At 75.3% G+C, this 20,644-nt stretch carries 18 protein-coding genes; 15 read left to right on the forward strand and 3 right to left on the reverse strand.

What is annotated here, in order from left to right; translation table 11 throughout:
• The first annotated feature begins 4 nt into the window (after window positions 1-4).
• The 10 genes from ND486_RS25395 (at window position 5) to ND486_RS25440 (ending at window position 12,707) form a co-directional block, all read left to right on the forward strand.
• Entirely contained in the window at window positions 5-1,513 is a 1,509-nt protein-coding gene (locus ND486_RS25395; RefSeq protein WP_208822641.1) for a long-chain fatty acid--CoA ligase, read from the forward strand.
• The gene (locus ND486_RS25400) at window positions 1,510-2,286 is read left to right on the forward strand and encodes a crotonase/enoyl-CoA hydratase family protein (protein WP_251786889.1); all 777 of its coding nucleotides are present in this window, start codon (window positions 1,510-1,512) and stop codon (window positions 2,284-2,286) included. The genes ND486_RS25395 and ND486_RS25400 overlap by 4 nt, the downstream gene beginning before the upstream one ends.
• Window positions 2,283-4,229 carry an acetoacetate--CoA ligase gene (locus ND486_RS25405; protein ID WP_251786890.1) on the forward strand — a complete coding sequence of 649 codons (1,947 nt, stop codon included), beginning with the start codon at window positions 2,283-2,285 and terminating at the stop codon, window positions 4,227-4,229. Before ND486_RS25400 ends, ND486_RS25405 begins: the two co-directional genes overlap by 4 nt.
• Entirely contained in the window at window positions 4,226-5,191 is a 966-nt protein-coding gene (locus ND486_RS29935) for a 3-hydroxyacyl-CoA dehydrogenase NAD-binding domain-containing protein (protein ID WP_251786891.1), read from the forward strand. Before ND486_RS25405 ends, ND486_RS29935 begins: the two co-directional genes overlap by 4 nt.
• Before the next feature lie 12 nt (window positions 5,192-5,203).
• Entirely contained in the window at window positions 5,204-6,076 is an 873-nt protein-coding gene (gene couO / locus ND486_RS25415; RefSeq protein ID WP_251786892.1) for a 4-hydroxyphenyl-beta-ketoacyl-CoA hydrolase, read from the forward strand.
• 732 nt (window positions 6,077-6,808) lie between these two features.
• Window positions 6,809-7,159: a hypothetical protein gene (locus tag ND486_RS25420; protein ID WP_062400879.1), complete on the forward strand. Its 351-nt coding sequence runs from the start codon at window positions 6,809-6,811 to the stop codon at window positions 7,157-7,159.
• Complete coding sequence (locus ND486_RS25425) at window positions 7,156-8,988, forward strand: selenium-binding family protein (protein WP_251786893.1); 1,833 nt, start codon at window positions 7,156-7,158, stop codon at window positions 8,986-8,988. Before ND486_RS25420 ends, ND486_RS25425 begins: the two co-directional genes overlap by 4 nt.
• A 2-nt stretch (window positions 8,989-8,990) precedes the next feature.
• A complete protein-coding gene (locus ND486_RS25430) occupies window positions 8,991-10,997 on the forward strand; it encodes a hypothetical protein (RefSeq protein WP_251786894.1) in 2,007 nt (668 codons plus the stop codon).
• A gap of 26 nt (window positions 10,998-11,023) precedes the next feature.
• Window positions 11,024-12,319 carry a YeeE/YedE family protein gene (locus ND486_RS25435; protein WP_251786895.1) on the forward strand — a complete coding sequence of 432 codons (1,296 nt, stop codon included), beginning with the start codon at window positions 11,024-11,026 and terminating at the stop codon, window positions 12,317-12,319.
• Window positions 12,320-12,356: 37 nt separating this feature from the next.
• Window positions 12,357-12,707 (forward strand): hypothetical protein, encoded by a 351-nt coding sequence (locus ND486_RS25440; RefSeq protein ID WP_251786896.1) that lies wholly within the window; start codon window positions 12,357-12,359, stop codon window positions 12,705-12,707.
• Window positions 12,708-12,806: 99 nt separating this feature from the next.
• Here ND486_RS25440 and ND486_RS25445 read toward each other — a convergent pair whose 3' ends face one another.
• Window positions 12,807-13,610: a YceI family protein gene (locus ND486_RS25445; RefSeq protein ID WP_251786897.1), complete on the reverse strand. Its 804-nt coding sequence runs from the start codon at window positions 13,608-13,610 to the stop codon at window positions 12,807-12,809.
• The gene (locus ND486_RS25450; protein ID WP_178374055.1) at window positions 13,603-14,424 is read right to left on the reverse strand and encodes a collagen binding domain-containing protein; all 822 of its coding nucleotides are present in this window, start codon (window positions 14,422-14,424) and stop codon (window positions 13,603-13,605) included. Before ND486_RS25450 ends, ND486_RS25445 begins: the two co-directional genes overlap by 8 nt.
• Before the next feature lie 186 nt (window positions 14,425-14,610).
• On the opposite strand from ND486_RS25450, the gene ND486_RS25455 reads away from it, so the two are divergent.
• Window positions 14,611-15,540, forward strand: coding sequence for a diiron oxygenase (locus ND486_RS25455; protein ID WP_251786898.1), 930 nt, complete (start codon window positions 14,611-14,613; stop codon window positions 15,538-15,540).
• Window positions 15,541-15,553: 13 nt separating this feature from the next.
• Complete coding sequence (locus ND486_RS25460) at window positions 15,554-17,053, forward strand: FAD-dependent oxidoreductase (protein ID WP_251786899.1); 1,500 nt, start codon at window positions 15,554-15,556, stop codon at window positions 17,051-17,053.
• A gap of 10 nt (window positions 17,054-17,063) precedes the next feature.
• Here ND486_RS25460 and ND486_RS25465 read toward each other — a convergent pair whose 3' ends face one another.
• Window positions 17,064-17,876: an LmeA family phospholipid-binding protein gene (locus tag ND486_RS25465; protein WP_251786900.1), complete on the reverse strand. Its 813-nt coding sequence runs from the start codon at window positions 17,874-17,876 to the stop codon at window positions 17,064-17,066.
• Window positions 17,877-18,236: 360 nt separating this feature from the next.
• Between ND486_RS25465 and ND486_RS25470 the strand changes: the two genes are divergently transcribed.
• From ND486_RS25470 to ND486_RS25480, 3 genes are read left to right on the forward strand one after another with little or no spacing between them, the layout of a single operon-like run.
• Window positions 18,237-19,082 carry a serine/threonine-protein kinase gene (locus ND486_RS25470; protein ID WP_251786901.1) on the forward strand — a complete coding sequence of 282 codons (846 nt, stop codon included), beginning with the start codon at window positions 18,237-18,239 and terminating at the stop codon, window positions 19,080-19,082.
• Between the two features lie 9 nt (window positions 19,083-19,091).
• Window positions 19,092-19,664: a hemerythrin domain-containing protein gene (locus tag ND486_RS25475; RefSeq protein ID WP_208822666.1), complete on the forward strand. Its 573-nt coding sequence runs from the start codon at window positions 19,092-19,094 to the stop codon at window positions 19,662-19,664.
• Window positions 19,665-19,672: 8 nt separating this feature from the next.
• A complete protein-coding gene (locus ND486_RS25480; protein WP_073577214.1) occupies window positions 19,673-20,488 on the forward strand; it encodes a family 1 encapsulin nanocompartment shell protein in 816 nt (271 codons plus the stop codon).
• Window positions 20,489-20,644 lie beyond the last annotated feature (156 nt).

The following is a 20,644-nucleotide window of genomic DNA, read 5'->3' on the forward strand; positions in this document are numbered from 1 at the left end:
CCCCATGAGCCCGATCACCGGTCCCGGCCTCGGGCTGGGCACCTGGCCCGCCCGCCGCGCGCGGATCAGTCCGCACGCGCCGGCCCTGTCCGACGGGGAGCGGGCGGTCGACCACGCCGAGCTGGCCGGGCGCGCCGCCCGGATCGCCGGCGGTCTGGCGGAGCGGGGCGTCGGGCCGGGGGACCGGGTCGCCTGGCTGGGGGTGAACGCCGTCGCCACCCTGGAGACCTGCTTCGCGGCGTGGCGGCTCGGCGCGGTCGCGGTCCCGCTGAACTACCGCCTGGCCCCCGCCGAGGTCGGCTACATGCTCGACGACTGCGGCGCGACGCTGCTCGTGCACGGCGCCGACGCCGACGACCTCGTCGCCGCGACCGCGCCGCGGATCCCGGTCGTGCGCGGCGTCGAGGACCTCGCCCGCGGGCCGGCCCGCGACGACGCCGGTGCCGGTCTCGACGACCCGGCCGTGCTGCTCTACACCTCCGGCACCACCGGTCGTCCGAAGGCGGCGGTGCTGACCCACGGCAACCTGACCTGGAACACGGTCAACCAGCTCGCCCACGTCGACGTCTGCTCGGACGAGCGCACGCTGTGCATCTCGCCGCTGTTCCACTGCGTCGGGCTCTCCCAGGTCACGCTGCCCACGCTGTTCAAGGGCGGCAGCGTCGAGCTCGTCGCCCGGTTCGACCCGGCGGCGGTCCTGGGCCGGATCGCCGAGGCCGGGATCACCAGCTTCGCCGCCGTCCCGACGATGCTGCAGATGCTGTGCGAGTCCCCGTCGTTCGCGGGCACGGACCTGTCGTCGCTGCGCACCGTGGTCTACGGCGGGTCCCCGGTGCAGGAGCGGGTCGCCAGGGCCTGGCTGGAGCGCGGCGTCGCGCTGCAGCAGGGCTACGGGATGACCGAGGCCTCGCCCGGGGTGCACATGGCGACCCGCGACGGCACGGCCGCGCACCCGCCGACCTCGGTCGGGGTGCCGCACTTCTTCACCGACGTCGCCGTCGAGCGCGACGGCGAGCTCGCCCCCCTCGACGACGAGCCCGGCGAGCTGCTGGTCCGCGGGCCGCACGTCAGCCCCGGCTACTGGAACCGCCCGGACGAGACCGCGGCGTCGCGGCGCGGGGAGTGGTTCCGCACCGGCGACGTGCTCCGGGCCGGCGAGGACGGCTGGGCGTTCGCCGTCGACCGGGTCAAGGACATGATCATCTCGGGCGGCGAGAACGTGTACCCGGCCGAGGTCGAGGCGGTCGCGGTCACCCATCCCGACATCGCCGACTGCGCCGTCGTCGGGGTCCCCGACGAACGCTGGGGCGAGGTCGGCGCGGCCTACGTGCAGCTGCGCCCCGGCACCGACCTCGACGCCGACGCGGTGCGCGCGCTGCTCGCCGGGCGGCTGGCGCGCTACAAGGTCCCGAAGTACGTGCGGTTCGTCGACGAGCTGCCCCGCAACGCGTCCGGCAAGGTCCGGCGCGTCGACCTGCGTGCGGCCGCGGCCGTCGCCGAGGAGCTGTCGTGAGTTCTCTGCCGGAGTCGCTGACCGTGGAACGCCACGACGAGGTGGCCGTGCTGCGCCTGTCCCGGCCCCGCAAGCGCAACGCCCTCGACGACGCGACCGTGCTCGGCATCGAGGACTTCTTCGCCCGCCCGCCCGAGGGGGTGCGCGCCGTCGTCCTCGACGCCGAGGGTGACCACTTCTGCGCCGGGCTGGACCTGTCCGAGCTCGGGGACCGCGACGTCGTCGGGGCGATGGAGCACTCGCGGATGTGGCACCGCGCGTTCGCCCGGCTCGCCGAGGGACGGCTGCCGGTCGTCTCGGTGCTCAAGGGCGCCGTCGTCGGCGGCGGGCTGGAGCTGGCCTCGGCCACCCACCTGCGCGTCGCCGAGGACTCCACCTTCTACGCGCTGCCCGAGGGCCAGCACGGCCTGTTCGTCGGAGGCGGCGGGTCGGTGCGGGTGCCGCGGCTGATCGGCGTGCACCGGATGACCGACATGATGCTGACCGGCCGCGTCCTCGACGCCGACGAGGGCCACACGCTGGGCCTGTCGCACTACCGCACCGGCCCGGGGGAGGGCCTGGCCCGCGCCTGCGAGCTGGCCCGCACCGTCGCCGGGAACTCGGCGATCACCAACGTCGCGGTGCTCCAGGCGCTGCCGCGGATCGCCGAGGCCTCCCCGGACCACGGCTTCATGATGGAGTCGCTGGTCGCCGCCGTCGCCTCGTCCAGTGCCGAGGCCCAGGAGAGGATGCGGGCCTTCCTCGACGGCCGCGGCGGGAAGGTGCGCCGGTGAGCGAGCTGCTGCGCCCGGTCGCCGACGACGTCCGGGAGACCACGGAGATCGGCCGGTTCGTCACCGCCGTCGAGCGCGGGCACGGCCTGACCCTGCCCGACTACGCCGCGCTGCACCGCTGGTCGGTGACCGAGCCCGAGGCGTTCTGGTCCGCGGTCGCGACCCACCTCGGCGTCCGGTTCGACACCCCGCCCCGGGCGGTGCTCGGGCGCCGGGGGATGCCGGGCGCCGAATGGTTCCCCGGCGCGACGCTGAACTACGCCGCGCACGCCCTGGACGGCCCCGAGGGCGACGTCGCCGTCGTGGGTTGCTCCCAGACCCGCGACCGGGTGGAGCTCACCTGGGGCGGGCTCCGCGAGCAGGTCGCCCGCGCCCGGGCCGGGCTGCGCAGGCTCGGCGTCGGCCGCGGCGACCGCGTCGCGGCGTACCTGCCGAACCTGCCCGAGACCGTCGTCGCGTTCCTCGCGACGGCCTCGCTCGGCGCGGTCTGGACGAGCTGCGCCCCCGAGTTCGGCGCCCGCAGCGTGCTCGACCGGTTCGGCCAGGTCGACCCGGTGGTGCTGCTCACCGTCGGCGGCTACGGCTGGGCCGGACGCGACGTCGACCGCCGTGACGAGGTCGCCGCCCTGCGCGCCGGGCTGCCCGGGGTGCGCCACGTCGTCGCCGTGCCGTACGGGCCGCACACCGTGCCCGACGCGATGACCTGGGACGAGCTGCTGGCCGCCGACCCGGAGCCGGGTGCCGACCCGGTCCCGTTCGACCACCCGCTGTGCGTGCTGTTCTCCTCCGGCACCACCGGGCTGCCCAAGGCGATCGTGCACGGCCACGGCGGCATCCTGGTCGAGCACCTCAAGAACCACGCCCTGAGCTGGGACCTCGGCCCCGGCGACCGGATCCTCTGGTACTCCACGACCGCCTGGATGATGTGGAACGCGCTGGTGTCCGGGCTGCTGCGGCAGGCCTCGATCGTGCTGATCGACGGCAACCCGGCCCACCCCGACCTCGGGTGGCAGTGGCGTCTCGCCGCCGAGACCGGCGCGACGCTGCTGGGTGCCAGCCCCGGGTTCCTCATGGCCTCGCGCGCCGCGGGCCTGCGCCCGGCCGCCGAGCACGACCTGTCCGCGGTCCGCCAGATCGGCGCCGCCGGAAGCCCTCTCCCGCCGGAGGGCTACCGCTGGGTGGCCGAGCAGTTCGGCCCCGAGGTCCTGCTCAACGTGGGCAGCGGCGGCACCGACGTCTGCTCCGGCATCGTGCAGGGGAGCCCCTTCCAGCCGGTGTGGTCCGGCGAGATCTCCGGGCCCTGCCTCGGGGTCGACGCCGCCGCCTTCGACGACGCGGGCCGCCCGGTCGTCGGCGAGCTCGGCGAGCTGGTCATCCGGGCCCCCATGCCGTCGATGCCCGTCGGCTTCTGGGGCGACGACGACGGCAGCCGCTACCGCGACACCTACTTCGCCACCTGGCCCGGCGTGTGGCGGCACGGCGACTGGGTCCGCTTCTCGGCCGACGGCTCCGCGGTCGTCGCCGGCCGCTCCGACGCCACCCTCAACCGGGGCGGCGTCCGGCTGGGGACCGCCGAGTTCTACCGCGTGGTCGAGGAGCTGCCCGAGGTCGAGGACTCGCTCGTGGTGCACCTGGAGGACCCCGCGGGCGGCAACGGCGAGCTGCTGCTGTTCGTGCAGCCCGCCGACGGCACCCCCCTCGACGACGCCCTGGTCACCCGGATCCGCACCGCGCTGCGTGGCGAGCTCACCCCGCGCCACGTCCCGGACCGGATCGAGGCGGTGCCGGTCGTGCCGCGCAACCGCACCGGCAAGAAGCTGGAGGTCCCCGTGAAGCGCATCCTGCTCGGCGCGGCCGTCGACGACGTCGCCTCCCGCGACGTGCTCGCCGACCCGACCGCGCTCGACGCGTTCGTCCACTTCGCCTCCGGGACGCCGGCGTGAGCGCGCCCGGGACCCCCGGCGGCGCCGGTGCCGCGGCCGGGGTCGGCACCGTCGCCGTCGTCGGGACGGGGGTGATCGGCGTCGGCTGGACGGCGCTGTTCCTGGCCCGCGGCCTGCACGTGCGCGCCTTCGACCCCGCACCGGGCGCCGAGGACCGGCTGCGCGCCGACCTCGCCGAGCTCGGCCCGTTCCCCGGCCACGACGGCCCGCTGCCGGTGGCGAACCTGGTGTTCGCGGGCAGCGCCGGTGACGCCGCCGGGCCCGCCGGGTTCGTGCAGGAGAACGGCCCCGAGCGCGAGGACCTCAAGCACACCCTGTTCGCCGAGCTGGACGAGGCCGCCGCCCCCGGCGTCGTCCTCGCCTCCAGCTCCTCGGGCCTGCTGCCGACGACGATCGCCCGCGGCGCGGCCCGCCACCCCGAGCGGGTGCTCGTCGGGCACCCGTTCCACCCGCCGCAGGTCATCCCGCTGGTCGAGGTCGTGCCGGGGGAGCGGACGGCGGAGTCCGCCGTCGAGGCCGCGCTCGCCTTCTACACCGCGCTGGGCAAGCGGCCGGTCCGGCTGCGGGCCGAGGTGCCGGGCCACCTGGCCAACCGGCTGCAGGCCGCGCTGTGGCAGGAGGCGTACTCGCTGGTCGAGCGGGGTGTCGCGACGGTCGCCGACGTCGACGCCGCCATCTCCCACGGCCCCGGCCTGCGCTGGGCGGTGCTCGGCCCGTTCGCCAACCAGCACCTGTCCGGCGGCCCCGGCGGCCTCGCGCACATCCTCGAGCATCTCGGTCCGCCCACCGAGCGGTGGTGGCGCGACCTCGGCCAGGTCACGCTCACCCCCGAGCTGGCCGCGACGCTGGTCGACGGCGTCCGCGACGAGCTGGGCGACCTCGACGGCCCCGCGCTCGCCGCCCGCCGCGACAGCGTCCTGGCCGCGCTGCTCGAGGCCAAGTCCCGTACCGAGCTCCCCTGACGGAGGTTCCCCATGCCCATCGACCTCGCTGCCGTCGACGCGATCGACGTGCACGTCCACGTCGAACAGGACGGCCACGGCTGTCTGGCCCTCGACCAGGAGCTGCTCGACGCCTCGGCGAAGTACTTCAAGGCCGACCAGGACCGCACCCCGACCATCGACGCGATCGCCGAGCACTACCGGGCACGCCGGATCGCCGCGGTGGTGTTCACCGTCGACGCGCCGTCGGGCACCGGGCACCCGCCGCTGTCCAGCGAGGAGATCGCCGACGCGGCCGCCGCGCACGACGACGTCCTGATCCCGTTCGGCTCGGTCGACCCGCACACCGGCAAGGCGGCCGTCGCCCGCGCCCGCCGGCTGGTCACCGAGCACGGGGTCCGCGGTTTCAAGTTCCACCCCAGCCTGCAGGCGTTCGAACCCGACGACGTGCGCTTCTACCCGCTCTACGAGGCCATCGCCGAGCTGGGCGTGCCCGCGCTGTTCCACACCGGACAGACCGGGATCGGCGCCGGACTGCCGGGCGGACGTGGGATCAAGCTGCGCTACTCGAACCCGATGCTGCTCGACGACGTCGCCGCCGACCATCCCGACCTCACCGTGGTGCTCGCCCACCCGTCGGTGCCCTGGCAGGACGAGGCGATCTCGATCGCCACCCACAAGTCCAACGTGTACATCGACCTGTCCGGCTGGTCGCCGAAGTACTTCCCGCCGCAGCTGGTGCGGGCCGCGAACACGGTGCTGCGCCGCAAGGTGCTGTTCGGCTCGGACTACCCGGTCATCACCCCCGACCGGTGGCTCGCGGACTTCGAGACCCTCGAGATGAAGCCCGACGTCCGGCCGATGATCCTCAAGGACAACGCGGTGCGGATGCTCGGACTGGGGTGATCGTCGACGGCGAGGGGTCCGCTGCCGGATGCGGCACCGGACCCCCGCTCGTGCCGGTCACGGGATCGACGGCCGCCCGGGTTGTCCGGACGGGTTCCCGTACGGCCCGTCGCGTCGTGCGTCGTCGCAGGTCAGCGCCTCGAAGCGAACCGGTTCCCGACGTCGTTGACACGATCAGGTGATTCGTTTCGCCGTGTTCCGGCACCGCGGGGCGGGTCGTCCCGGTCCGTACGGAGTAGCCCAGGTCACTCCCCACGCCCGATCTCGGGGCTCTGCGACCCCGTTCCCATGATGTGGACCTGTCCGGTGTCGCGTTGCTCCGAACGGGTCTGTTTACTGATTCCCATGCACCTCGTCTCCCGGTTCGCGGTTCGGCGCCACGTCGACCTGCGCCGCCAGGCGAGCGCGCTCTGTTCCGGCGCCTGACCGCGCCCGGCTCCCGGGGCGCGCCCGCGCTCCGCCGCACGCCGTCCCCGGCACGGGGTCCGCAGCCGCGGTAGCCACGGGACCGCCCCCGCACTCCCCGACACACCACCGCGCCCCCGCGCGGACCTCCCGCCCCGCCCTCCCGGCGGCCCGGGAGGGCGGGGTCCGACGCCCCTCGGAGGGCACGCCCGCACCTGCCCGCGCCCCGCGGCGCCGTCCACGACGGACGACGCCGCGGCTCGCCGCTCGGCGGATGTCCACATCGGACCCCACCTCGCTCCCCGTCACGAAAGAAGGAGACACGTCGTGCCTCAGCACCGCGCACGGTCCGCGTCCCGGGCCCGGCTGATCGCCGGCGGCGCCGCTCTCGCCGGCACCGCCCTGATCGGCCTGTCCGGCGCGGCCCAGGCGGCCACCCCGGACCTGGTCCCCGACCTCGGCCCGATCCTCAGCGCTCCGAACGACGACCAGCCCGACCCGGCGCCCACCGCGCCGCCCGTCGAGTCGTCCTACGAGGCGTTCGACTCCGACCAGCCGATCCAGCAGCTGCGCGACTTCGCCCCCGCGGGCGTCCCCGCCGCCGGGCTGGTCGACGTCGTGTCGAAGGCGCCCAAGCAGATCACCCCGACCTTCCTGTCCGGTGGGGCCGGCGAATGAGCCTGCTCCCGCAGTCCCGCTGGGCGCGGCGGGGGCTCATCGCCCTCGCGAGCGCCGCCGTCGTCGCCGGGGTCGTCGCGATCCCCGCGTCGGCCCAGGGAACGATCGACAAGGTCAAGTCCGAGGTCACCGGCGCCGACGGCAAGAACTACTGGGTCGAGAACAACCTCACGCCGGAGGCCCGTCAGCAGTCCGCCGACGGGCCCAAGAAGGAGTACGCGCTGGTCTGGGCCGGTGACGAGAACGTCGCCGACACCGCGGTCGCCGACGTGCGCAACCTGCCCGGGTCGCTGCTCGACCCGGTCGACAAGGTCCGCGACGCGCTCCCCGGTCCGGACTTCCTGGCCGTCGTCGACGTCACCAAGGGCACCCCGGACTACGGCAAGGTCGTCAACACCGCGACCGTCGGCCCGCTCGTGGAGAACGAGCCGCACCACATGCAGTACTCGTGGCGCAAGGGCGACAAGATCTACGCGGGCGGCCTGTTCTCCGCGGCCACCTACGTCTTCGACGTCGCGGCGCTGCCGGAGATCACGCTGTCGGGCATCTCGCTGCCGTCGCAGACGCTCTGCGGCTCGGTCCCGGACGCGTACTGGGTCCTGAAGGACGGCACCGCCTACGGCACCTACATGGGTGGCCCCGTCGCCCCGGGCCCGTGCCGGTACACCAACGGCGAGGTCCGCACCGGCAACGGCTTCGCGGGCTCTCCCGGTTCGGTGATCCGGTTCGACCAGGAGGGCAGGAACCTCGTCGAGGCCCCGGCCGCGACCGAGACGCCCGAGGACCCCACCCAGTGCCTCAACATGCCGGCCCTGGGCAACCCCACCTGCGCCAACCCGCACGGCATCCAGGTCCGCGAGGACCTGAACACCATGGTGACCAGTGACTACGCGGAGCCGCGGTCGATCATCCTCGACCCGGTGAAGAACCCGTCGCCGTACCTGCGCCGGCCCACCGTGCGGACCTGGGACATCTCCGACCTGAACAAGCCGAAGGTCAAGTCGGTCCAGTACCTGCCGACCGGCCCGCGCTCCAACGGGGTCGACCCGCTGCGCAACGAGAACCGCGCCGTCATGGAGACCACGGTCACCAACCGGCCGGAGAACAAGGGCGCGTTCGCCCAGACCATGCAGGGCGGCGCGATCTTCTACACGCCGGACATCACCGCCGAGAACCCGGAGTGGAAGGAGGTCTTCGACCTGGGGACCTCCGCACCCGAGCTGGGCGTCGGTGGCGAGAACGGCGGCCCGAGCGCCAACGGTGGCTGGATCCAGACCAGCGCCGACGACACGACGCTCTACCACGCCACGATCGGTCGCAAGGCCGGGACGCTGGGCCCGGACGACAAGGGCACCGCGGGCGGGGTCGTCGCGCTCGACATCGAGAAGCTCCTGGCCTCCGGCAACGCGCCGCAGTGCTCGATCGACACGATCGAGGAGACCACCGCCGGTGGCGCCGAGAGCGACTGCCCGACGATCAAGGGCACGGTCGGCATCAACCCGGACCAGACCGGCGCGGGCCCGCACTGGGGCGCGCTGGACAACCTGGAGCGCGGTGACGACGGCTACTACCGCCACACCGACCGGCCCACGCGCCTCGCGACCGCGAACTACTTCGTGGCCCGCACCGGGCTCGACGGCGACCACCGCCTGTGCATGACCGACATCGCCCCGGACGGCTCGCTGAGCCTGGACGAGTCGTTCACGGACGAGGACACCGGCGACACGTGCGTGAGCTTCAACCGCCAGCACTGGCCGCACGGCGACTTCGGCAACGCCAAGCCGCACTCGATGCTGTTCGTCGCGGCCGACGAGGACATCAAGGACTGATGATGTCCCCCTCGTCGATCGTGACGCCGGTGCCGGCCGGCGGGCTCGTGCCCGCCGGCCCGGCCGGGGACGCCCCCGCCCTGCTCCGTGCAGTGGCGGGGGCCGCCCCGGCGGTCCTCGCCCGAGGACCCTTCGACGGCGTGCCGTTCGCGGACACGGCCCTGCGGCTGGTCCTGCTCACCGCGCTCGCCGTGGTGGCCGGAACCGGTCTGGTCCGGGTCCTGGCCGGTGCGCCCGGACGCGCCGAGCGGGTCGTCGCGGGAGTCGCGGCGCTCGTCGCCGTCTCCGCCGCGGTTGCCGCGGTGACCCGGTCCGGCGCCGGGCTCACCGGCTGGACCCTGTTCCTCCTCCTGGTCACGGTCGCGGTACCGGCGCTGCTCGTCGGTCCCCGCCCGGTACTCGCCGTGCTGCCCGCAGCCGCCGTGACCGCGCTGCTGGTCCTCCAGCTCGCCGGCGCCCCCGGCGCGCCGTGGTTCGCGCCGGACGCCGGGTACGCCGTCGCCGGGGCCCTGGCCGCCGGTGCGGCGGTGCACCTGGTCACCACCCGCACCGACGACGACACGCGGCCCGCCCGGGTGCGCGTGCTCGGCATCGCGGCGGGCACGGTGGGGGCCGTGCTCGCCGCGGTGCGGCTCGCCGTCGCCGGGCCGTTCTCGCTCACCGACGTGCACGGCACCGGGTTCGGCCGCGCCGCGCTGGTGACGGTCGTGGCCCCGGCCGCGGTCGCGGCCCTGCTGCTCGCCGAGACGCTGCTGATCCGCCGTGCGGCCAACCGGGTCCGCGCCGACGAGGTGCGCGACCGCGTGCGCACCCCCGCCGCGCTGGCCGCGGTCGTCGCCGTCGGTGCGGCGTCGCTGCTCGCCGCCCTCCCGGCGCCGGCGCCCGCGGCCGTCCCGGGACAGGCCCTGCTGCGCTCGGTCGACCTCGGCACCGGACCGCTCACCCTGGCGGTCTCCCCGATGCGCCCCGGCCCCAACCTCGTCCAGCTCACCGGCGCCGGGGTCACCGTGACCGGGCCCGACGCCACGATGCCCGCCGGGCACGGGGACACCGGCGCCCCCGCCGGCTACGCCGTCCGCACCGGGGACCGCGACGTGCCGTTCACGGCCCGCTCCGGCGCACCGGGCGGCTGGGCACTGGTCGACCTGCCCGAGGGCACCACCTCGATCACCCTCACCGCCGGGGGACCGGCCCGCGCGGTGCCGGTCGACGTCGGCACCGACCGGACCGCCCCCGCCGGCGCGAGCGGCGCCGACGGGCCGGAGTGCCTGTCCGCCGCCGTCGGGCGGATCCTGGCCGGGGGCGACCCCGCACCCGGCCCGTGCCCGTCGGAGGGGCTCGACCCGGCCGACGCCCTGGCGCTGCGCGGCACCGTCCGCGCGCTCGCCTCCCAGGGGGCGCCGGGTCTGGCGATCGCCGGTGACGTGTCGCCCCGGTCCCGTGCGGCCGCCGACGTCGTCCGCACCGCGGCCGGTGCCGCCGGGCTGCCGGTGCGCCCGGCCCCCGGCCCGGACGACGCCCTGGTCGTCGTGTCCGGCTGGCAGCACGCCGCGACGACGGTCCGCGACACCGCCCGCGCGGCGCAGACCACGCCGACCGCGCTCGGCGGGACCTACCTCGCGCCGTGGCTGCTGACCGGGGGAGTGCTCGGGCAGAGCCCGGGCACCCTGCTCCCGCTGGACTTCGGCCCGCAGGAACAGGTCCCGCAGCGCTACGTGCGGACGCTCGCCGCCGTCGCACCGGGATCCGCCCCGTCGCTGTCGGGGCTGCGCGCCTGGGCGGCGACGACCGGAGAGGCCTACACCGACCCGGCACCGGCTCTGTACGGTGCCGCCCCGGTGAGCGTGCCGATGACCGCCGACGCCGACGACGGCGGGCACCACGGTGGCCCCAACGAGGCCGCCTGGTTCCCGGGCGGCGCGATCGTCCGGATCGGCTCCGCGCTGACCGGGCCCGGATGGGCGGACACCGACCCCGGGACCGGCGCCCCCGCCGGACCCACCCCCTGACCACCACCACCCACGAGGAGGCTCCCGTGTCGATCACGAAGGACCCGCCCGGCCGGTCGCCGGGAACGCTGGCCCGCGCGTTGCGCGAGCTGCCCGGCAGCGGGCGCACCGCGTTCGGGCCGCAGGACCGCGCCGCCGACCCGCCGCAGTGGCGGGTCGTCGCCGTCGGCCTGGTCCTGGCCGTGCTGTTCCTGGTCGGGGTGGGCACGGTGGCCCCGGCGACGATGGTCGGCACCGCCGCGCTCGGCCTGGCCCTGGGCTTCACCCTGTTCCACTCCCGGTTCGGCTTCACCTCCGGCTGGCGCCAGCTCGTCGCCGTCGGGCAGGGCGCCGCGATCCGCGCGCACATGGTCATGCTGGCGACGGCGTCGGTGCTGTTCGCGGTGATCCTCTCGTCCGGGTTCGCCCTCGCCGGCGAGCCGAAGGGGTTCACCAACCCGATCGGCATCGGGCTCGTCGTCGGCGCGTTCCTGTTCGGCGTCGGTATGCAGGTCGGCGGGTCGTGCGCCTCGGGCACGCTGTTCGCCGTCGGCAGCGGGCAGTCCGCGATCGTGCTGACCCTGCTCGGGTTCGTCGTCGGCTCGATGTTCGCGGTATTCACCCACACCTTCTGGACGCAGACCGTGCCGCAGGGCCCGAGCGTCAACCTGGCCCAGCTGCTCGGCTACCCCGGCGCCGTCGCCGTCACCCTGCTGGTGACGGCCGCGATCACCGCGGTCACCTGGGTGGTCGCCCGCCGGCGGACCCCGCCGCCGGTCGAGCGCCCGCCGTCGGCGCGCGGCGTCGCGCGGGTCCTGCGCGGATCGTGGCCGATGTGGGTCGGCGCGGTCGTGCTCGCCGTGCTCAACGCGGCGGTCCTGTTCGTGTCCGCCGCCCCGTGGGGCGTGACCTCGGCGTTCGCGCTGTGGGGCTCGAAGCTCCTGCAGGCCGTCGGGTTCGACATGGCGGGGCTGGCGTACTGGCAGGTCCCGGCGAACGCGCGGTCGCTGGCCGCCCCGGTGCTGGCCGACCGCATCTCCAACCTCGACCTCGGCATCATGATCGGCGCGCTGGTGGCCTCCGCGGTGGGCGGCGCGTTCGTGCTGCACAAGCGGATTCCGTGGAAGCTCGCCCTCGGCGCGGTCCTCGGCGGCATCGCCATGGGCTACGGCGCGCGTCTCGCGGGCGGCTGCAACATCGGTGCCTACTTCTCCGGCATCGCCTCGTTCAGCCTGCACGGCTGGATCTGGGCCGTCGTCGCGCTCGGCGGCACCTGGGTCGGGCTGCGGCTGCGGCCGCTGTTCGGCCTGACCAACCCCAAGCCTGCCGACTCGCTCTGCTGAGCCGGCCGGACGCTCCCCCACCAGAGAGGTTCACACGATGACCGCACGTACCACCGTCCGCGCGCTGGCCGCCGTCGCCGGCGCCGGGGCGCTGGCCACCCTGGCCGGCGGCCTCGCGCACGCCGATGAGGGCCACCACGGCAGCCACCACGGCAGCCGCCACGGCCACGGCGACGCGCACTACGACGGCTCCGTCTGGCACTACGACGGCGAGGCGACGCCGAGCGACTCGGCCGACCTGAACGAGTCCGCAGGCGACCGCGCGGACGGCAACACCCCGGTGTACCTGCTGAAGGACGTCCCGGCGGCGGCGGCGGCGCCCGAGGACCTGCTGAAGCCGGTCGACCTGACCGCGCCCGCGTTCGGCGTGCTGGACGGCCTGAGCTGAGACCCGTCCCGGGCGGCTGTGCACAGGGCCGCCCGGGCCGAGCCGACCGCCCCGCCCGGACCGCGCGTCCGGGCGGGGCGGCCGTGCGCCGGGGGTGGGTCAGTCCTCCTGCAGGACGGCCTGCACGTCGAGGTCGATCCGCAGCGTCCGGCCGACGGCCAGCACCCCGGCCAGCACCGACTGGTTCCAGTCGATCGCGAACTCGTCGCGGGAGATCTCGGTGGTGGCGGTGAACGCCGCCCGGGTGCCGCCCCACAGGTCGGGGCCGGTGCCGCCGTAGGTCATGTGCAGGTCGACGGGGGCCTTGACGCCCTTGAGCGCCAGCATCCCGTGCACCGTCCAGCGGGTGGCGTCGACGCGGGTCAGGCCGTCGCCCTCGTAGCCGATGGCCGGGTGGGTCTCGACGTCGAGGAAGTCCGCGGTCCGCAGGTGGGTGTCGCGGTCGGGGTCGTCGGAGTCCACCGAGCCCGCGTCGATCGACACGCTCACCGAGCTGGCCTCGAACGGGTCGGCCACCCGCAGGTCGCCGGAGAACCGGCGCAGCCTGCCGTGGATGCGGCTCATCCCCAGGTGCAGCGCGGTGGCCCGGATGCTGGAGTGCTGCGGGTCGATCCGCCACAGGCCCGGGGTGGGCAGCACCGCGCCGCCCGCCCGGGCGAGCTCGACGCGGCCCAGGTCGGTGCCGTCCCCGGCGAGGGAGACCGCCCGCGCCGACGGCTCGTACCCCGCCGCGGCGACGACGACCGTGTGCGGCCCCGCCGCCAGCTCCGCCACCGCGAACCCGCCGTCGGCCCGGCTGGCCGCCCGGCCCCGCTGCACGCCGGTGGCGTCCATGACGGTGACCGTCGCGCCGGTCACCGGCCAGCCGTCGGGGGTGCTCAGCCGTCCGTAGAGCTCAGCCACGTCCCTGCTCCGTCCTCGTCGGGTCGCCGATCCGGTCGTCGGTCGGGTCGGGGGCGCCGAAGCGCACCTCGACCGGTGTGGTCGCGCCGCGCGCCACCTGCACCGCGACGACGACCGGCGCCCAGCCGCTCGCCGTCAGCTCGTGCCGTCCGGGCGGGAGCCCGTGCAGCTCGTAGCTGCCGTCCCGGCCGGTGGTGGTCTCGGCGACGGTGCGCCCGTCGCTGTCGCCGATCACGATCCGCGCCCCGGGGACCGGGCGGCCGTCGCCGCTGCGCGCGACGCCGGCGATCCCGGCCAGGGCCGGGAACCGCAGCTCCACCGGCGGCCCGGCCGGGTCGGCGTCGACCGTGCGGGCCAGCGGCCCGTGCCCGGGTGCGGTCGCGGTGAGGGTGTGCGGGCCGGTACCAGGGGTCTCGGCCAGGAACCGGCCCGCCGGGTCGGTCGGCGTGTGCGCGACGACCTCGCCCGCGGTGTCGATCAGCGTGACGGCGGCGCCCCCGATCGGGCGGCCCGCGGCGTCGGTCAGCGTGCCCCGCACCGTGCCGCCGCCGGCGACGGTCACGTCGTGCCGCGCGGGGGAGGCGACGACGGCGACGAGCCCGGCGTCGGGCCCGGCACCGTCGGTGCGGGTCACCACCAGATAGGTCCCGCCGGTGGTCAGGGCCACGGCGTAGGTGCCGTCGCCGCCGCTGACGGCCCGCCCGTGCTGGCGCCCGTCCAGGTCGGTGACGGTGACGGTCGCGCCCGGCACGGGGGTGCCGGACCGCCCCCGCACGGTGCCGACGACCGCAGGTCCGTCCCGTTCCGGTGTCACGTCGCGACCTCCCAGGTTAGTTGCGCATCGCAACGATAACCCTCCCGGGTGGACGGTGCGTCACCCGCACCGGTGTCGCCGGCCGGTGATCGTGTCGTGCCGCATCCCAGGACTTGCGTCACGTGTAACCGGTGGTAACGTTACCGGCGGTTACAGCACTGACGTCGTTGTCTGCGAGGAGTCGACATGACCGCCACCGTTCCGGAGCACGGGCTCGAGACCGGGGACGTCCGGCACGCCGCCGACCGGCACGACACCGCCGAGCGTCTCCTGCGCTCGTCCGCGGAGCTGTCGTTCGACCCGTCCACCCAGGTCGACTGGGAGACCCCGCTGAACCCCGACGACCACGGCATGAGCCCGGAGTGGAGCAGCCTCTACGGCACCGACTACTGGGCGGAGCTGTCCGAGGCGAAGCGCAAGGAGCTGACCCGCCACGAGGCCGCCTCGGTCGCCTCCACCGGCATCTGGTTCGAGATGATCCTGCAGCAGCTGGTCCTGCGGGACTTCTACGCCAAGGACCCGACCGACCCGTCGTTCCAGTGGGCCCTGACCGAGATCGCCGACGAGTGCCGGCACTCGATCATGTTCGCCCGCGGTTCGGCGAAGCTCGGGGCCCCCGCGTACGTCCCGAAGCGCTCCACGGTCGCGCTCGGCCGCTTCTGCGCCGCCACCTGGCGGGGCGAGGCCGCCTACGCCTCCATCCTGGTCGCCGAGGAGGTCCTCGACGTCATGCAGCGCGACTGGATGCGCGACGAGCGGGTCGCCCCGTTCGTGCGGACCATCTCCAACATCCACGTGGTGGAGGAGTCGCGGCACATGAAGTTCGCCCGCGAGGAGACCAAGGAGAACCTGCGCGGCGCCGGCCCCGTCCGTCGTCACTGGCAGGCGCTGGCGGTCGCGATGGCCGCGTACTTCATCGTGACCAGCATGTGGAACGAGAAGGTCTACGCCAACGTCGGCCTCGACACCCGGCGGGCCCTGCGCGAGGCGGCCGCCAACGAGCACCACAAGGCGCTGCTGCGCTCCTCCTGCGCCGGGCTCATGGAGTTCCTGGGATCCTGCGGCCTGCTGACCAGGCCCGCGCTGTACTTCTACCGTCGCGCGAACCTGATCTGACCCGGAGCCGGCCGTGCCCTTCGCGATCACCCAGACCTGCTGCACCGACGCGTCCTGCGTGGCGGCCTGCCCGGTCAACTGCATCCACCCGACGCCCGACGAGGCGGACTTCGCCACGACCGACATGCTCTACATCGACCCGCGGGCGTGCATCGACTGCGGGGCGTGTGCCGACGCCTGCCCGGTCGACGCGATCTTCCCGGTGGAGAGGCTGAGCGCGTCGCTCGCCGGGTACGCAGAGGTCAACGCGGACTACTACGAGGGCAAGCCGGTCGCCGGGAAGCTGGAGGACGACTCCCCGCTGTTCCACCAGTGGTACCCGCTCAGGTTCACGCGGTCGCTGCCCGCGGACATGGCCCCGCTCGACGTCGCCGTCGTCGGGACCGGGCCCGCCGGGATGTACGCCGCCCAGGACCTGCTCCTGCACACCTCGTCGACGGTCACGCTCTACGACCGGCTCGACGTCGCGGGCGGGCTGGTGCGGTTCGGGGTCGCGCCCGACCACCCGTCGACGAAGGGGATCGGGGAGTCCTTCGCCCGGTTCCGCGCCCACCCACGGGTGCGGATGCGGCTGGGCACCGAGGTCGGCCGGGATGTCTCGGCCGAGGAGCTGGCCGCCCGGCACGACGCCGTGGTCTGGGCCGTCGGTGCGCCCGCGCCGCGCGACCTGGGCCTGCCGGGGGAGGGGTTGCCCGGCAGCATCGCCGCCGACACCGTCGTGGGCTGGTACAACGGCCACCCCGACGTGCCGCGTGACGCCGTCGACACCGCGGCGGGACGGGTCGTCGTGGTCGGCACCGGCAACGTCGCGATCGACGTCGCCCGGGTCCTCACCGCGCCCGCCGCGGACCTGGAGGGCACCCCGATCGACCCCGCCGCGCTGGCCGCCCTGCGCGCCGGTGCGATCACCGAGGTCGTGCTGCTCGCCCGCCGTGGCCCGGAGGCGGTCGCCGCGACCGCGCCGGAGCTGCGCGAGCTGCTGGGCCGCAGCACGGTCGAGGTCGTGGTCGACGAGCACGATCCCCGCATCGCCGAGTCCCTCGACGGCCCCGCCGCGTCCCCGTCGCACGCGCTGCTGCGCGGCGCCCGCCGGGAGAAGATCGACTGGTCGGTGCCCGCGGAGCGCCCGCGGGTGGTGTTCCGGTTCCACTCGGCGCCCGAACGGGTCGACGGCACCACCCGGGCCCGCGGGGTGCACACCGCCGACGGGACCGACATCCCGGCCGGCCTGGTCGTGCGCGCCGTCGGGCACCGCGGCCGCCCGGTCGCCGGCCTGCCCTTCGACGACGACCGCGGCGTCGTCCCGCACGACGCGGGCCGCGTCGAGGGCCGTCCCGGCCATTACGTCGTCGGCTGGATCAAGCGGGGCCCGTCCGGGGGGATCGGCACCAACCGCACCTGCGCGGCCGAGACCGTCGGGTCCCTGCTCGACGACGCCGTCGCCGGCCGGCTCCCGTCGCGCCGCCCGGCCTCGCGCCTGGGCGCCATCACCCGGCGGCTCCGCCGGAGCTGACCGCCCCTGGTCAGCGGCTCAGGTCCAGCAGGGACAGCGCGCCGCGCAGCACGTCGTCGATCCGTGCGAGCGGGACGGTGCGGCGCCACCCGTCGAGCCCGGCGCGCACCAGGATCCGCCCGGGAGCCAGGTCGATCCCGTGCAGCCGCAGCGCACCGGGCAGCCCGGGCAGCTCGACCCGGCCCGAGCGGATCGCCGCCAGCGGGCTGCGGTCGACCACCGCCCGTACCGAGCGACGGGTGTCCGCCGACCGGGGTGGCCCCATCCACCGCCCGGCGACGGTCAGGCCGGTGACCTTCCAGGACAGGGTGTGCCCGTCCACCGACACGGCGAGGTCGGCGGCCCCGAGCCCGGGACGGCGACGCAGCCGGGCCCGGGCGACGCCGTCGGCGTCGACCCCCACCTCGACCTGCGGCACGTGCTCGCGCAGCCGCCCGGCGACCCAGTCCGGGTCGAGCTCGGCCTCGATCTCCACCGGACCGGCCACCAGTTCCGGGGCGAGCCCGGGGCGCAGCCGCACGTCGGCGGCGGTCACGGTGAGCCCGCGCAGCGCGAGGCCGGGCCGGGCGACGTCGCGCGCGGCCAGGGTGACCGTGGCGAACCGCCCGGTCGTCAGCGCCCGGGCTCCGAGCCCCGACGACGCGACGGCCGTCGGCACCAGCCGTACCTCCGACCCGCGGGAACGCAGCGTGGTCGGGCGTCCGACGTAGCGCAGCCGCGCGGCCTCCAGCAGCGCGCGCAGCAGCAGCGCCGACCCGGGCGCCGTGCCCGCGTCCAGCAGGGCCGACGCCGCGGAGACCCCGGCCGGCGTCTCGACTGCCATGGCGCTGGGGGCTCCCTCGGACGGTGGACGGGGTCGGTCCGAGCCTCGCAGGCCCGGCGGCGACCCGCCCGGCCGCGGCCGGGGTGTGCGACGACCCGCACGGCGTCGTCGGCCGGTGGCGCGACGGCGGCCGGCGGCGCCGGCGCACCGGCACCGCCGGCCGCTCCCGGTCGTCCGGTCGCGGACGGCGGGCCGCCCCGGCGGAGCGCTGGGGAGCGTCGTCCTGCCGCTGTCCCGCAAGGCCTTCCGGGTCCCGGGAATGGCCTCATCGGGTTGTTTACGGATGCTCGTGAGAGTGATCGACGGGCTCCGGTCTGGACAGGTGCACAGGTGATGTCGGCACCGTCTGTCATGGCAGTGATGCGCGCTCCCGTCCCGGAGACCGACGTGATCGCCGGCCGCTACATCCTGGCGACCCATGTCGGTATCGGGTCGACGGCGACGGTGTACCGGGCGTGGGACCCGCACGAGGACCGGGTGGTCGCGGTCAAGCTGTTCCTCGACCGCCACGACGCCGACGGCGTGGACCGGCAGTGCCGTGAGCTGCGGACCATGGCCCACCTGGACCATCCGGGCCTGGTGCGGCTGCTGGGCGGGGGAGTCGACCGCGGCCGCCCCTTCCTGGTGGCCGAGCTCGTCGAGGGGGAGACGCTCGCGGCCCGGCTGGCCCGTGGCCCGCTGCCGGTCGAGCGGGCAGCCGCGATCGGCGCCGACATCGCGTCGGGGCTCGCGCACCTGCACAGCCGTGGGGTGGTGCACCGCGACGTGAAGCCCGCCAACATCCTGCTCTGTTCCGACACCGGCCGGGCGCGGCTCACCGACTTCGGCATCGCCCGCGTGCTGGGCCACTCCGTGCTGACCCGGACCGACGCCGTCCTGGGTACCGCGGCCTACCTCGCGCCCGAGCAGGTCGCCGGTGAGACCGTCGGGCCCTCCGCGGACGTGCACGCCCTCGGCCTGGTCCTGCTCGAGGCGCTCACCGGGGAGCGGGAGTACCCGGGGACCACGGTGGAGTCCGCCGTCGCCCGGCTGCACCGGCCACCGCGTATCCCGGACGAGCTGCCGGCCCGGCTGCACCGGGCGTTGTCCGACTCGACCCGCCGGCACCCGGGGGACCGGCCGGCCGCCGCCGACCTCGCCGTCGGCCTCCGGTACCCCCGACGACCGCCGGAACTCCGGGGAGACGGTGGGTCCGGACCGTCGTAGCCTGCGCGGGTGCCGGACATCACCACCTTGATCCTCGACGACCACGCCTGGTTCCGCCGACAGTTCGCCGCGCTGGACGAGCTCCAGGCCCGCGACTCCGACCCCCGTGAGCTCGCCCGCCTCTGGGAGCCGCTCGCCGCGCGCCTCGACGTGCACGCCCTCGCCGAGGAGAAGATCTTCTACCCGCAGCTCCTCGCGCACGGGGAGGACCCGGAGGACGAGACGCTCGACGCCATCGGGGACCACAACGAGATCCGCGACGGCGTCGCGCAGGCCGAGCGCAGCCCGGTCGGCAGCGGCCAGTGGTGGGAGGGCGTCTGGGCCGCCCGCCGCGCCAACGACGAGCACATGGGCGAGGAGGAGAACGAGGGCCTCGCCAACTTCCGTCTGAACGCCACCACCGGCCTGCGCGAGTCGCTCGGCCGGCAGTTCGCCGAGTTCCTCGACGCCCACCCCACCACCGCCGGCCTCGACAACTCCGACAAGGACCCCGAGGCCTACGTCGACGAGGTCCGGGCCGAGATCGACCCGTCCGACCCGACCCGTGACGGGCTCGGCATCGGCAGCCTGAAGGGGAAGTAGACGTGGCCGTGCACGACCACCTCCTGCGGGAGAAGGCACCCATCCCCACGACCGCCTGGAAGGCCGTCGACGACGAGGCGCGCGAGCGCCTGACCCCGCTCCTGGCCGGGCGCCGCCTCGCCGACTGGACCGGGACCGCGGGCTGGCAGACGTCGTCGGTCGACCTCGGTCGCTCACAGCGGCTCGACGGGCCGCCGCCGGGCGTCGCCGTCGACGGCATCACGGCCCGCCTGCGCCGGGTGCAGCCGCTCGCCGAGTTCCGGGTCCCGTTCACGGTGTCCCGCGACGAGATCGACGACCTGCAGCGCGGCGCGCAGGACCCGGAGTTCGACGACCTCGCCCGCGCCGCGCGCGCGGCCGCCGCGATCGAGAACCGCGCGATCTTCCACGGCTGGCCGGAGGCCGGCTTCGCCGGCATCGCGGACGTCTCGCCCTACGACACCGTGGCCCTGGGCGACAACCCCGACACCTACCCCGGCGCCGTCGCCCGTGCGGTGGACCAGCTGCGCCGCAACGGCATCGAGGGCCCCTACGCGATGGCGATCGCGCCCGAGGGCTACACCCGCATCGTGGAGACCGCCGAGCACGGCGGCTACCCGCTGTTCGAACACCTGAGCCGCATCCTCGGCGGGCAGATCCTGCGCGCCCACGGCCTCGACGGGGCCGTGGTCGTCAGCCAGCGCGGCGGGGACTTCCTGCTCGACGTCGGCCAGGACCTGGCGATCGGCTACTCCGACCACGATGCGCGCGAGGTGCACCTCTACCTGGAGGAGAGCTTCACCTTCCGCGCCGTCGAGCCGGACGCGAGCGTGCGCCTGCGCTGACCCGCGACCCGCCACCGGCCGTGCCCCGTCCGTGATCCTCCGCGGTCGACGCCGTAGGTGTCGGGGAGGCTCGGCAACCGGCCTGTCAGCGCCCGTGGTCACACCCGTTGATCCAGCGACACACGTATCATGACGTCACTTCGTCGGAACCCCACA

It is taken from the genome of Pseudonocardia sp. DR1-2, assembly GCF_023717215.1.
GTDB lineage: Bacteria > Actinomycetota > Actinomycetes > Mycobacteriales > Pseudonocardiaceae > Pseudonocardia > Pseudonocardia alni.

Excerpts from the sequence above, each read along its gene's own strand:
- ND486_RS25430 (WP_251786894.1), top strand. The coding sequence starts at position 8,991 with ATGTCCCCCTCGTCGATCGTGACGCCGGTGCCGGCCGGCGGGCTCGTG.
- couO (WP_251786892.1), top strand. The coding sequence starts at position 5,204 with ATGCCCATCGACCTCGCTGCCGTCGACGCGATCGACGTGCACGTCCAC.
- ND486_RS25440 (WP_251786896.1), top strand. The coding sequence starts at position 12,357 with ATGACCGCACGTACCACCGTCCGCGCGCTGGCCGCCGTCGCCGGCGCC.
- ND486_RS25470 (WP_251786901.1), top strand. The coding sequence starts at position 18,237 with ATGCGCGCTCCCGTCCCGGAGACCGACGTGATCGCCGGCCGCTACATC.
- ND486_RS25425 (WP_251786893.1), top strand. The coding sequence starts at position 7,156 with ATGAGCCTGCTCCCGCAGTCCCGCTGGGCGCGGCGGGGGCTCATCGCC.
- ND486_RS25465 (WP_251786900.1), bottom strand. The coding sequence starts at position 17,876 with ATGGCAGTCGAGACGCCGGCCGGGGTCTCCGCGGCGTCGGCCCTGCTG.
- ND486_RS25455 (WP_251786898.1), top strand. The coding sequence starts at position 14,611 with ATGACCGCCACCGTTCCGGAGCACGGGCTCGAGACCGGGGACGTCCGG.
- ND486_RS25395 (WP_208822641.1), top strand. The coding sequence starts at position 5 with ATGAGCCCGATCACCGGTCCCGGCCTCGGGCTGGGCACCTGGCCCGCC.